General features: G+C 68.4%; 12 protein-coding genes and 1 riboswitch. Of the genes, 4 read left to right on the top strand and 8 right to left on the bottom strand.

Annotation, left to right across the window (positions count from 1 at the left end; all coding sequences use genetic code 11):
* Positions 1-57 precede the first annotated feature (57 nt).
* A riboswitch (ZMP/ZTP riboswitch) is annotated at positions 58-136 on the top strand.
* A gap of 19 nt (positions 137-155) precedes the next feature.
* Positions 156-1,004, top strand: coding sequence for a bifunctional 5,10-methylenetetrahydrofolate dehydrogenase/5,10-methenyltetrahydrofolate cyclohydrolase (locus FHU39_RS22795; RefSeq protein ID WP_183323029.1), 849 nt, complete (start codon positions 156-158; stop codon positions 1,002-1,004).
* Here FHU39_RS22795 and FHU39_RS22790 read toward each other — a convergent pair.
* Together FHU39_RS22790 and FHU39_RS22785 are read right to left on the bottom strand one after the other, a co-directional pair.
* Positions 1,001-2,497 (bottom strand): HNH endonuclease signature motif containing protein, encoded by a 1,497-nt coding sequence (locus tag FHU39_RS22790; protein ID WP_183323028.1) that lies wholly within the window; start codon positions 2,495-2,497, stop codon positions 1,001-1,003. The two genes, FHU39_RS22795 and FHU39_RS22790, sit on opposite strands and share 4 nt — an antisense overlap.
* A gap of 96 nt (positions 2,498-2,593) precedes the next feature.
* On the bottom strand, positions 2,594-3,007 hold the full coding sequence (locus FHU39_RS22785; protein WP_183323027.1) for a VOC family protein: 414 nt from the start codon (positions 3,005-3,007) through the stop codon (positions 2,594-2,596).
* A gap of 77 nt (positions 3,008-3,084) precedes the next feature.
* Here FHU39_RS22785 and FHU39_RS22780 point away from each other — a divergent pair, with 77 nt between their 5' ends.
* Positions 3,085-3,813, top strand: a complete 729-nt coding sequence (locus tag FHU39_RS22780) for a class I SAM-dependent methyltransferase (protein WP_183323026.1) — start codon at positions 3,085-3,087, stop codon at positions 3,811-3,813.
* A gap of 12 nt (positions 3,814-3,825) precedes the next feature.
* On the opposite strand, the gene FHU39_RS22775 is transcribed toward FHU39_RS22780, so the two are convergent.
* Genes FHU39_RS22775 through FHU39_RS22765 form a run of 3 tightly spaced genes read right to left on the bottom strand, consistent with a single transcriptional unit; the run spans position 3,826 to position 9,427 of the window.
* A complete protein-coding gene (locus FHU39_RS22775) occupies positions 3,826-7,239 on the bottom strand; it encodes an error-prone DNA polymerase (protein ID WP_183323025.1) in 3,414 nt (1,137 codons plus the stop codon).
* Positions 7,239-8,822 carry a Y-family DNA polymerase gene (locus tag FHU39_RS22770; RefSeq protein ID WP_183323024.1) on the bottom strand — a complete coding sequence of 528 codons (1,584 nt, stop codon included), beginning with the start codon at positions 8,820-8,822 and terminating at the stop codon, positions 7,239-7,241. The genes FHU39_RS22775 and FHU39_RS22770 overlap by 1 nt, the downstream gene beginning before the upstream one ends.
* Positions 8,819-9,427, bottom strand: a complete 609-nt coding sequence (locus FHU39_RS22765) for a hypothetical protein (RefSeq protein WP_183323023.1) — start codon at positions 9,425-9,427, stop codon at positions 8,819-8,821. Before FHU39_RS22765 ends, FHU39_RS22770 begins: the two co-directional genes overlap by 4 nt.
* Before the next feature lie 121 nt (positions 9,428-9,548).
* Between FHU39_RS22765 and FHU39_RS22760 the strand changes: the two genes are divergently transcribed.
* Both FHU39_RS22760 and FHU39_RS22755 read left to right on the top strand, forming a co-directional pair.
* On the top strand, positions 9,549-9,935 hold the full coding sequence (locus FHU39_RS22760) for a VOC family protein (protein WP_183323022.1): 387 nt from the start codon (positions 9,549-9,551) through the stop codon (positions 9,933-9,935).
* A 52-nt stretch (positions 9,936-9,987) separates the two neighbouring features.
* Positions 9,988-10,785: an alpha/beta fold hydrolase gene (locus FHU39_RS22755; RefSeq protein WP_221185843.1), complete on the top strand. Its 798-nt coding sequence runs from the start codon at positions 9,988-9,990 to the stop codon at positions 10,783-10,785.
* Between the two features lie 4 nt (positions 10,786-10,789).
* Here the strand turns inward: FHU39_RS22755 and FHU39_RS22750 are convergent, their stop codons facing one another.
* The 3 genes from FHU39_RS22750 to FHU39_RS22740 all read right to left on the bottom strand — a co-directional run bounded on the left by FHU39_RS22750 (position 10,790) and on the right by FHU39_RS22740 (position 12,314).
* Positions 10,790-11,311, bottom strand: coding sequence for a ferritin (locus FHU39_RS22750; protein WP_183323021.1), 522 nt, complete (start codon positions 11,309-11,311; stop codon positions 10,790-10,792).
* A 68-nt stretch (positions 11,312-11,379) separates the two neighbouring features.
* Positions 11,380-11,673: a GNAT family N-acetyltransferase gene (locus FHU39_RS22745; RefSeq protein ID WP_183323020.1), complete on the bottom strand. Its 294-nt coding sequence runs from the start codon at positions 11,671-11,673 to the stop codon at positions 11,380-11,382.
* Positions 11,674-11,723: 50 nt separating this feature from the next.
* Positions 11,724-12,314 (bottom strand): GNAT family N-acetyltransferase, encoded by a 591-nt coding sequence (locus FHU39_RS22740; protein WP_183323019.1) that lies wholly within the window; start codon positions 12,312-12,314, stop codon positions 11,724-11,726.
* Positions 12,315-12,431 lie beyond the last annotated feature (117 nt).

The raw sequence follows: 12,431 nt of genomic DNA, 5'->3' as shown, positions 1-12,431 counted from the left end.
GCTGGACCGTCAACGGTGGGCTGGACCGTCAACCGGCGCGTCGGCGGTTCGCTACCCTGGTGGCAACACGACTGGCGACGGGTGGGTCACCACCGGGGAGTGTGAGTTCGTCGTATCGCCCGCCTGGGTACGACTCCTATCCGAGGAGTCGACTGATGGCCACTACCGCACAGATCCTGGACGGCGCTGCCGTGTCCCGGAAGATCTTCGGTGAGGTCGCCGAACGAGCCGCGAATTTCGCTGCAGCGCAGGGACGTCCGGCCTGCCTCGCCACGGTGCTGATCGGCGACGACCCCGCGTCGCACACGTACGTGCGGATGAAGCAACGGCGTGCCGGGCAGCTCGGGCTGGAGTCCCGCCGCGTGCAGTTACCTGCCGAGACGACCACCGCGGAGGCTGTCGCCGCGGTGCGCGCGTTGTCCGAGGACGACACGGTCGACGGCATTCTCGTGCAGCACCCGGCGCCCGCTCAGGTCGACGAGATCGCGGTCTTCGAGGCGATCGCTCCCGGCAAGGACGTCGACGGCGTGACGATGGCCAGCTTCGCGGCAATGGGGCTGTCCGCCGAGGGGTTCCACTCCTGCACACCGGAGGGCATTGTTCGGCTGCTCGACGCCTACCAGCTACCGATCGCCGGCAAACGCGTGTGCGTCGTCGGCCGCAGCGCGATCCTCGGCAAGCCGGTCGGACTGCTGTTGCTCGCGCGGGACGCCACCGTCACGTTCTGTCACTCGCGGACGGTCGACCTCGGCGCGCACGTCGCCGAGGCGGACATCGTGGTGGCTGCGGTCGGGCGCCCCGAGCTCATTCGCGGCGCGTGGATCAAGCCGGGCGCGGTCGTGATGGACGCCGGGTACAACCCGGGAAACGTTGGTGACGTGGAGTTCTCGGCTGCGGCGTCGCGGGCGTCATACATCACGCCGGTACCCGGCGGAGTGGGCCCGATGACGATCGCGGTGTTGATGGAGCAGACCGTGACTGCGGCGGAACGGCGGGTGTCCTAGGGCGGCGAGGAGTCCGGATGTTGTTCTGGCGTCGGACCCTCTGGCTGCCGGTGCGGGTCGAATCGGACGAGAGACAGTTGTAGCTTCTCGTTCGTCGGTCCGGCGTAGGGGCTGACTGGCGCAGGTGTTGGAGTGTGGGCACGGAAGTCGGGTCGTAGTTTCGTCCCGTCGCGTGCCGTGAAGGTGACACCGCCTGGCCTTGTCGGGTCGCCGACCATGACGAAGGTGCCTCGGTGATGCTCGTCGTGGTGGTAGGGGCAGAGCATGATCATCCGGTCGGCATCGGTCGAGCCACCGTCGATCCAGTGATCGAGGTGGTGAGCCTCGAGGTGGTGCATCGCGAGGCAGCCTGGATGCCGACAGCCACGATCGCGGTCCTCCAGCAGTCGTCGGGTCCGAGCCGGCACGATCCGTTGCGCGCGGCCGACGCTGACCGGTTTGCCCTCGGCCTCCCAGATCGGCTGGATGACCCCGTCGCACAGGACGCGAGCCCGCAGCGACGGTGGCAGGGCACAGGACTTGTTGATCCAGGTGTTGCCCAGGGTGTCCAGGTGCAGATAGACGCGGTAGCGGCTGGCGCGAGAGTGTCCGAGCGGGGCACCGGCATCGAGGGAGCGTTGCGCCATCAGGCCGAACGCCTCACCGAACGTCGCGCCCTTGCGTGACGTGGCCGGGTCGGTCGGGTTCTTGCCGCACGCGGTGGTGCCGGGGTCGGTCTTGTGGTTCGTGGCCCGGTCGGTGGGTGTGGCCAGGTGGAAGAGGGTGTCCTTGGCCTCCAGCAGCGCCTGCTCGACGAGCGCCCCGATGTCGGCGGGCGCGTCGTAGGTGAGGTGGAATCGGCCCGCGGTGTAATGCATGTCGAGGCGTGGCGGCGCAGTTGTCGGGTCGAACTGGTCCGGCGCGCGGTCTGCGGCCGCGTCGGAGGCGGCGGCCACTTGCTCCTCGTCGTCGGCGGCCTCGCCCGGCAGCACCACACTGTCCTGGTCCGTGGTGCCGTCCGTCGTCTCAGCGGAGGACGAATCGGGCCCCTCGGTGTGGAACTCATAGCGGCACAACGCCCTTCGTAGCTGCGTGACTGTCGTGTATGACGCGAACTCGGCGACGTCGGCGTCGTAGGCCGCTGGGGTGTACTTGGCGATGACGGCAGCCAGGCCGAGAGTGAGCCGGCCGGCGTCGAGCAGCCGGCGCATGCTGGGCAGGTCGGCGCAGCGCTCGGCGATGCGGACGATGTCGTGCGCGGAGGACCAGGTGAGCCCGGCATACGCCGTCAGCCATTGCTCCGGTGACCGGAACCCGGCGCCGCACCACAGGTCTTCGGCCAGCACGCGTCGCATGAGGGTGACCAGCTGGGTGTGCCCGTCGTTGAGTTGTGCACTGATGAGCGCGAGCTCCTCGCGGGCGGCGTTCATCGCGACGTTGGCAGGCGAATCAGCCTGTGGCAGGGCGGGATCCGCTCCTGTGCCAGGTGTCGTTCGCTGTGCCATCTCGATCATGTGTCCAGTAGAACATCGACCACTGACAGCCCCGGCTGGGTGCGAGGGCGTGACGCTGAGTGAATGCCTGCCGAGATCGGCCGCCGCGCAGCTGCTCTAAGCGTTCCTCGGCAGGTCGTACGCGACCGTGTGGCGCGGCTCGTAGATCTGGATGTCGTTGGTGCCGGGTACCTCGACGTCGGCGGCGATGCCGTAACCGCGGTCCTCGGGCTCACCGCGGAAACGCGCGCCGCGAGCGGTCAGCTCCGCGACCGTTGCGGCGATGTCGTCGCAGACCAGGCTGATCTCGTGCCGGGGCGTGCCGCGGCCGTCGCTCGGCATCAGCGGATGGACGCCGAGCTCGCTCGGCCCGGTGCCGAAGATGAGCCAGCTCGCAGCATCGCCGGGGTCATTGCCCGGCTCGCTGGATGCCGCATCGCTGACGAACGGCCACTGCAGCACGTCGCGGAAGAATGCCCGCGTGGCAGGCGGATCCGACGAATAGATGAGTGTGTGGATCGCGGTAAGCATGTTCGCAGGCTAGTCCGGCCAGGCGTGCGTCGTGGAAATCGCGTGCGGTGATGATGCGGGCGCCATACGGTCGTGGCATGCGTGCACCCGATGCTGTCTTCGCCGATCCTCGCCTGGCCGTCCTGTATGACGCCTTCGACGACGACCGTAGCGACCTGGAGGTCTACGCGGCGATCGTCGAGGAGCTGGACGCCCATCGTGTCGTCGACGTCGGCTGCGGAACCGGCTGTCTCGCAGTGCTTCTCGCGGAACGTGGTCTCGAGGTGGTCGGTGTGGACCCGGCGGTTGCGTCCCTCGGCGTGGCGCGGTCGAAGCCGTACTCCGACGGTGTCACGTGGGTCGAGGGCGACGCGACGGCGCTTGCCGGGCGGGTGAGCGGTGCGGATCTCGCCATGATGACCGGCAACGTCGCGCAGGTCTTCGTGGACGACGCGGACTGGGTGCTGACGTTGGGCGCCATACGTGGGGTGTTGGCCGGTGGCGGGTGGTTCGTCTTCGAGACACGACGACCCGAGGTGCGTGACTGGGAGACGTGGGAGGTGCCGGAGACCGCGAGGATCCATCCCGATGGCAAGCGCTCCGTCGTCAGCCGCACCGTGACCGAGGTGGCGCTGCCGCTCGTGACGTTCGAATCCGTGACGGTGATGGACGGAGACGTGATCGAATCCGCGTCGACACTGCGTTTTCGCGAGTATGACGAACTCGTGCACGACCTCGACACGCACGGCTTCGACGTCGTCGAGGTCCGGGATGCACCGGACCGGCCGGGCAAGGAATGGGTCTTCCTGGCACGGGTCCGCGGTTGAGATCATCTGTCGTCACTGGAAGTCGCGGGACTTGGTGCGCACGTGGATCGTGAGGTGCTCCAGGCGGTCCGCGAGCAGGTTGGTGACGCCGTCCTCGGAGCGCTCCAGGATCCCGCGCACCACCATGGCCGGCGAGGCGCGCGCGATGCGGCGATAACGGTGCCAAACACCGCGCGAAACAATGACATTCAGGATCCCGGACTCGTCCTCGACGTTGACGAAGGTGATCCCACCCGCCGTCGCCGGCCGTTGCCGGTGGGTGATCACGCCGCCGACCTCCACCCGGCGCCCGGTCTGGAACCCTTTCAGCTGCTCGATCGGCAGGACGCCACGTGCGTCCAGATCGGCACGGACGTGCCGGATCGGGTGGTCGCCGGGGCTGATCCCGGTCGCCTGCAGGTCGTGCATCAGCAGCTCGCCGATGGACAGCTCCGGCAACAGCGGCGGCTGATAGGCGACCCGCACCGGCAACTGGTCGCCGCGGATCGACGCCGCCTCCGCCGAGCGCCACAGCGCGTCGCGCCGTGACCCGGTCAGTGGGTCGAGTGCGCCGGACAGCGAAAGTGCCTCCATCTGCTCGGTGTCCAGGTCGCCCCGTCGCGCCAGGTCGGCCAGATCGGTGAACGGCCCGTCGAGATCACGGGATCGCACGATGCGTTCGGCGGCTGCCTCGCCGAGCGCGGTGATGTCGGCCAGCCCGAGTCGCACCGCGAAGTGCCAGTCGCGTCGGTGCTCCTGCCAGTCCGGTGGTGCGTCCGGGTCGAAGTCGCCGATCTCCTCCTGGGTGTGGTCGCGCAGGCACTCGTCGCCGCCACCACGGCGCTGCGCCGCGTCGGGGGAGTCCGGCTCCAACTCGGCATGGATGGCGGAGCGCGTCAGGTCGGGGGACAGCACCTCGACGCCGTGCCGGCGCGCATCGCCGGTCAGCGTCTGCGGTGAGTAGAACCCCATCGGTTGCGAGCGCAGCAGGCCGGCCAGAAACGCTGCCGGGTAATGCAATTTGAGCCAGGAACTGGCATAGACCAGCACCGCGAAACTGAGCGCGTGCGACTCGGCGAAACCGAAGTTGGCGAAGGCCTCGATCTTGGTGTAGATCTCATCGGCGGTCTCCTGGGGTATGCCGTTGCGGGCCATCCCGGCATACAGCTTGGTGCGCAGCGAGTCGATCCGCTCGACCCCGCGCTTGGACCCCATCGCCCGCCGCAGCAGGTCGGCGTCGGCCGGGCTGCAGTCACCGACCGCGATCGCCATCTGCATCAGCTGCTCCTGGAAGAGCGGCACACCGAGGGTGCGCTCCAGCACCGGCTCCAGCAGCGGATGCGAATAGGTGACCGGCTCCTTGCCGGTGCGCCGCCGGATGTAGGGGTGCACCGCGCCCCCCTGGATCGGTCCGGGGCGGATGAGCCCGATCTCGACCGCCAGGTCGTAGAACGACCGCGGCTTCAACCGGGGGAGCGTGCCCATCTGGGCGCGGCTCTCCACCTGGAAGACCCCGATCGAGTCGGCGCGGCACAGCATGTCGTAGACACCGGGCTCGTTGCGCGGCAACGTCTCGATGCGCCACTGCTCCCCGGTGTGCCGCTCCACCAGGTCGAAGGTGTGCTGCAGGGCGGCCAGCATGCCGAGACCGAGCAGGTCGAACTTCACCAATCCCATCCAGGCACAATCGTCCTTGTCCCATTGCAGGACAGTGCGATCCGTCATCCGCGCGCGCTCGATCGGGCACACCTCGCTGACCGGCCGATCGGTCAGCACCATGCCACCGGAGTGGATGCCGAGATGCCGCGGGTAGCTCAGCACCTGCCGGGCCAGCTCGATGACGGGCGCCGGGATGTCGTGGTCCTGGCTGGCGATCTCCGCACCCCACCGCTCGACCTGGCGGGACCAGGCGTCCTGTTGTCCCTGGCTCGCGCCGAGCGCCTTGGCCATGTCGCGCACGGCGTTCTTGGGGCGGTAGGTGACGACATTGGCGACCTGCGCCGCATTACGGCGGCCGTAGCGGGCGTAGACGTGCTGGATCACCTCCTCGCGCCGGCCCGAGTCGAAGTCGACATCGATGTCGGGGGCCTCCTCGCGCAGCTCGGACAGGAAGCGCTCGAAGGGCAACTCGTAGAAGATCGGGTCGATCACCGTGATGCCCAGGACGTAGCAGACCGCAGATGCCGCTGCCGACCCCCGACCCTGACACAGTATGCCGCGGCTCCTCGCGAACTGCACGATCTCGTGCACGATCAGGAAATATCCCGGGAAGTCCTTCTTCTCAATAACATTCAGCTCACGCTCGATGCGTGCGTGTGCCACTTCGTCGTCGCGTTGATACCGCTCGGCGGCGCCTCGCATGGTCAGCTCACGCAACCAGCTCATCGGGGTGTGCCCGGGTGGCACCTCCTGTCGCGGCAGGTGCGGTGACGCTGCACGCAGGCTGAACGCCAGGTCGTCGGCGATCTCGACGGTCCGCTCGACCGCACCGGGGAAGCGGCGCATGCGCTGCGCCATCTCCGCGCCGCTGCGGATGTATGCCGCGCCGTGTGCCGGCAGCCAGCTGTCCAGCTCTTCCAGACTGCGTCGGGAGCGGACCGCGGAAAGTGCAGTGGACAGTGGGTATTGCTCGGGATCGGCATAGTGCACCGCATTGGTGACGACGGTGAGTGCGCCCCCGGCACTTGCCACGTCCGCGAGCCGGTCACAGGTTGCGCTGTCGCCCGGGTCACCGTGGTCGGTGAGCTCGACGAAGACGTTGTCCCTGCCGAAAAGGTCCTGCAGGGAATGTAACTCGGCAACGGCAGCTTCCTGCCCGTGTCGGGCGAGTGCGCTGGGGACGCTGCCTTTGCGGCAACCGGTGAGGACCACCCACTGCCCTGCTGCTTCCTCGGCCAGCGCAGCGAGGTCGTAGAGGGGTTTGCCCTTCTCCGCGGTGTCGGCGAGTTGTCCCTCGGTGATCGCCTTGGCCAGTCTCCGGTAACCCTCGGTGCCTCGCGCGAGCACCAGCAGGTGGGTGCCCTCGGGGTCGGGTACGCCGTTCTGCGGGGCGGTGAGACCTAGTGACAGCTCGGCGCCGAAAACAGTTCTCAAGCCGTAGCTTTCGGCAGCCTCGGCGAATCGCACGATGCCGTAGAGGCCGTCGTGGTCGGTGATGGCGATGCCGTGCAACCGGTGCCGTGCAGCTTCGGTCACCAGATCCTCGGGTGCGGCGGCCCCGTCGAGGAAGCTGTAGTGGGAGTGCGCGTGCAGCTCGGCATACGGCACCACGGGCCCGGCCTGCTCGCCGAGCTCCGAGGGCCGGAACGGTTTCCGCTTCCGGGAGAAGGCCGGTCCGTCCCCGCTGTCGGCGGGGCGGCCGCGAACGCTTCGGTCCTCCGGTCGGATGCCGCGGGACAGTGCCTGCTCCAGCTGCGACCACGGGATGGCGGGGTTGCTCCAACCCATCAGTCGTACCTCGCCTCGGCGAACCAGGTGCTGCCGTCGGCCAGCAACAGCCAGGCGGACGAAGAATTGTCGACCAGCTGAAAACGGTTGAGTTGCCTTACCTTCCGCCACCAACGCTGCCGGATCGGCCACGGCCCCGCCCATTGCTCGATGCGTCTGCGATCCGCAGGTAACCGCAACCAAGCGGGTATGCCGCTGACCGCGCCGCGCTCGTCCACCGTCACCGGCTCACCGGTGGCGGTGAGCACCTGCACCTGGCCCGCGCTGGTGAAGACGGTGGCGGGTGCCGGCCCGGGAACGGTGCCCGGCCAGGGTTGCTCGACGCGACGCTCCCGGAGCGTGGGAAGGGCATCGCCCCACGGGCGCAGCACGCGTCGCTCGTGCAGCAGGCGACCGCCCGTGACGGTGCTGGTCAACACGGCCTCATGTCCGAGACGGTGCTGCAGATTGGTCAGAGTGTGCTCCACCTTCTCGTCCGGCCGGTCGCCCCACAGTCCTTGCGCGTGATGCTCGGCATCGTCGACGGACTCCGGGAGAACCTGCACCGACAGCACGGACGCGCCCAGTGAGTCATCGTCGACGGTGCTGGCTTCGGAGGCGAGATCTTCCAGCTGCCAACGGATCCGGTCGAGCACCTCGACCTTGCCGAACTGCCACGGGTGCCGCCACAGTCGCTCGAAGAGCGCATCCGGCTCCAACTGGATGGTCACCCGGATCTCCGTGCAGATCAGCGCGGAGCGGGTGAGCAGCTGGGCGAACCCGGCGGCGGCCGGCTCGCAACGTGACACCACCCGGTCGATCTCCGCTGCCGGTGGGTCGAAGGCGACGTGCATCCCGAGCTCGGGTGGCACGACACGTGGGCTGAGGACCGGAGCATCCTCGCCGCAGGCGAGCTGGTGTGCGCGCAGGCCGGTGGCGCCGAAGCGCGCGTGCACCTGACCACGGGGCAACTTCGCCAGGTCGCCCAGGGTGCGAATACCCATACGTTGCAGCAGGTTGTCCAGCTTCTTGTCGCAGGCGACGGCCACCGGGAGGCCGGCCAGGAAGGCGGGTGAGTCGCCGGCCGGGATGATCGTGAGCGGGTCGGTCGCGGAGCTGGAGCAGGCTGCCTGTTCGGCGGTGAACAGGCCGTCCGCCACCGCGATCCGCAGGTCGACCGGAAGCCGTAGCTCGTGCTCGGTGAAGCGGTGCAGGTGCTCCAGGAGGGAGTGCGCGGCGGCACGCTCGCTGCCGTAGAAGCGGCCGGCACCCTGCGCACGCACCGCGGCCAGGCCGGGCCGGACGACATGGACGTTCGGGATCTTCTCCTCCACGGCACGCAGCATCGGCTCGAAGGCCCGTGCCTCGGCGACCACATCGTGCGGCAGCACGATCAGGTCGGGGCAGCGGTGCTGCGCCTGCCGGACACGCAGGCCGGTGGTGACACCCTCGAGCCGGGCGGCGGCGGAGCAGGCCACCACGATGCCGCGATCGGTGAGCGCCAGGGCCTGGTCCGCGGCGATGCCCTGCACCAGGCGGGCCGCCAGCACCGACCACCCCGGGCACCAGAGCATCATCACGCGGACCGGGTTTTTGCTGATCACGGCCGCACCGGCATTTCCAGCTCGACGTGGCGGTTCTGGTGGCGCTCGGTCACCTCGAAGCGCAACGCGCCGCCGGAGAGATGGCCGTGCCCGTCATACAGCCCGTCCCACCGCACGATCCGCCCGGTGAGCGTGGCGGCGGCCCGCGGCCAGTCACCCAGCACCACCAGCGTGCTGCCGCTGGTGCGCAACCGGGCGAGCAGCCGGGAGACCTCACCGGGGGAGATGTGCTTCGGCGGTGTTGCGACGACCAGCGCGCTCACCTCGACCAGTGCGGCGACCACCGACGTCCAGTCCTCGGCGGCGACGCGGGGGATCAGCGCGAGCCGGTCGAGCCAGACACCCCAGTCGGCCGCTGCTTCGACGCCCAGGTCCGGGACCCCGACCACGCCGCACCAGGAGCCCGCCATCGACGGGCCGGCGAGCAGGGCGAGCGCGGCGCTCATCGAGCCGTGCAGGGCATAGACCGCACCCGCACGCAGCCCGCGGGGGAAGAGCGGTGCCAGCTCGGGGTGCACCGGGACACTGCTCGCTGCGGGTGTCGTCTCCTGGCGCTGCAGCAGTTCGTGCAACTGCGCCATGCGGGTCGCGGTCGGTGCGGTCATCGATCCATGATCGAACAAATGTTCGAGAAAAGTCAATTGCTGGTGCGGCACACTGGGGGCAGCCGCCAGTACGACGAATGATCGCCGAGCGGTGTGACACACCCCGACACCGGAGGACCGCATGGCCAGCAAATTCACCGAGCTCGCGATCGATTGTGCCGATCCGCACGCCCTGGCCGGCTTCTGGTGCGCTGTCCTGGGCTACGAGGTGCAGGACGAGGACGACGAGATCGTCATGATCGGTTCGCCGCAGGTGCCGGAGGGCAAGCGACGCCCGGGCCCGGTGCCGCCGACGCTCACCTTCGCGCCGGTGCCTGAGGGCAAGGTGGTCAAGAACCGGCTGCACCTCGATCTCAACCCCACCGATCGTGACCAGGCGGCCGAGGTCGAGCGGCTGCTCGGGCTCGGTGCGCGTCGCGCGGACGTCGGGCAGGGTGAGCAGAGCTGGGTGGTGCTCACCGACCCCGAGGGCAACGAGTTCTGCGTGCTGGCCGGTCGCTGCCCCTGACCGACGACGGGCGGTGTGCACGCCGGATGCGCGGGTCGACATAATCGCTCGGGTGATCGGACCTGCTGCCTGGCGCTCCTTCTCGCGCGGTCCGGTCCGGTTGGCGTATGCCGAGGCCGGTGCGGGCGATCACCCCGTCGTGCTGCTGCACGGTCTCGCGGGCACCGCACAGGAGTGGTCGGCGACGATGCGCGCGCTGAGCGGGTCGCACCGGGTCGTCGCCCTCGAGCAGCGTGGCCACGGGCATTCGACCCGGATGCCGCAGGACGTGACCCGAGCCGCCCACGTCGAGGACGTCGTGGCGCTGATCGAGCGGCTCGGCGGGGGACCGGTGACGCTCGTCGGGCAGTCGACGGGTGGTCACACCGCGATGCTCGTTGCAGCCGAAAACCCTGATCTGGTCAGCAGATTGGTGATGGTTGAGGCGGGCGTCGGTGGCGGCGGTGATGCTGCACTCGCACCGGTGGAGCGCTGGTTGCGCAGCTGGCCGGAGTCCTTCCCGGACCGGGACGCGTTCATCGACTTCTTCGGCGGCAGCCCGGGTGCGGGTGACGCGTGGGCGGACGGGTTGCAGTTCGACGCCGGCGGGCTGGCGCCCTGTTGGGACGCCGACGTGCTGGTCGAGACGCTGCGCGCGGTCCTCGTGCTACCCCGCTGGCGCGCTTGGGAGAGCGTCAGCGTCCCGACATACCTGGTGGTCGCGGAGCGCAGCGCCATACCCTCGGAGCAGGTGGAACGCATGCTCCGGCGCGAGCAGGTCGAACATGTGACGATCTCCGGCGCCGGCCACGACCTGCACCTGGACCAGCCACGAGCGTGGCTGGAGACGCTGAACGGGTTGCTCCCCTGAGCTTTCACTTCGCTGCGGTGTTCTCCGTGGTCGTGGTCGGACGCTGGGCAAGGTCCTCGTCGAGGCGCAGCAGGCCCGGACCGTCGTTGTTGATCAGCTTGAGCCGGTTGACGAGCTCGTCGACCGTCGACTCCTCCTCGACCTGCTCGGCGAGGAACCACAGCAGCAGTGGTCGTGAGTCGAGATCGCCCTCCTGCTCCGTCGCCTTGTAGAGCTCCCGGATCGCCTCGGACACCTTCTGCTCGTGGGCGAACGCGGCCTCGAAGACATCGAGCACGGTCGTGACACTGACCTTCGGCGCGGCGATGGCGCCGATCAGCGGGTGGTTGTCGCGAGCGCTGAGGTGATCGATGAACTTGTTGGCGTGCATGACCTCTTCGTCCGCCTGGTGTCGCAGCCAGGCAGCGATGCCGGGCAGGTCCTGGTCCTCCATCTCGATCGCGAGCTGGCGGTAGACCATCGACGACTCGAACTCGAGGGTGATCTGCGCGTTGAACTTCTCTTCAAGGGCGGCGCTCATCTTCATGACTGTCAGCGTATGTCGAGCCGGCGCCCGTCACCAGCAATGTTTGCCTAGCCACACTTGGGTGGGCCTCAGTCCTGCTGCACCAACGACTGGTATTCGGGGTGCTTGCCGATCCAGGCCTTGATGAACGGGCAGAGCGGGACGACGGAGCGCTCGCCCTGGGACCGCACATCGTCGAGCGCGAAACGCGCAATCGCGGAACCGACACCTTTGCCCTCGAACTTCGTGTCGACCTCGGTGTGCACGAACGTGATTCGTCCCTCGGACAGCTCGTAGACGGAGAAGCCCGCGAGCACACCACCGATCCGGGCCTCGTAGCGGTGCAGACCGGGGTTGTCGCTCACTGTGATCTCGTCGCTCATCGCTCCATCTTGGCCCTCGTACCCGGAAGGCGGCACGGGGGCAGGGTGGTTCACGCCGGGGCGACGGTCTTGGTCATGACGCAGTTGAGGGTGCCCTTCCGGCGCTGGTAGGTGAAACCTAGGCGCTCGTACATCGTCCGGGTCGAGCTGTAGAGGAAGGAAGCGGACATCTTCTTCCCCTCGGGCAGATCATGCGGGTAGGACTCCACCAGCCCGCCGCCCTGCTCGGCGATCAGCTGTAGTGCTCCGCGAACAGCAACTGCTGCCAACCCTTTTCGACGGTATCTCCGGTCCACGAAGTGACAGGTCAATCGGTAGTCGGGGCGGTGCTCGAGACCGGTCTCCCACTCCTTGCGGTGCCGGATGTTGGGCAACTCCTCGACGGTCCCGTACTGACACCAGGCGATCGCCTCGTCGCCATCGAAGACCAGCGCCGCATGTGCTTTGCCCTCCTCGACCTGCTGCTTCTTGAACTCCTGATTGCCCAGCGTCTCCCGGGACTGCTCGTCGTTCGGTCGCTGGAACCAGGTGCACCAGCAGCCGCCGAACACGCCGTTGTGGCGCGCGGCCAGGTCCTCGAACGCGTTCCAGGTCGCCGAGCACAGCGGCTCGACGCGGTAGCCGTCGATCGTGATCGCCATACCCCAGGCTAGGCACGAGATATGGCGAATGCACAAGGTCGCTCGCCGGAAACCGGACGGTCGTATAGGGAACCGATACCGACGATCGCGGGTCCGAACTCCCGCAATACCACTGAA

The organism is Flexivirga oryzae (genome assembly GCF_014190805.1).
Taxonomy (GTDB): domain Bacteria; phylum Actinomycetota; class Actinomycetes; order Actinomycetales; family Dermatophilaceae; genus Flexivirga; species Flexivirga oryzae.
This window is presented reverse-complemented; position numbering and strand designations above follow the sequence as displayed.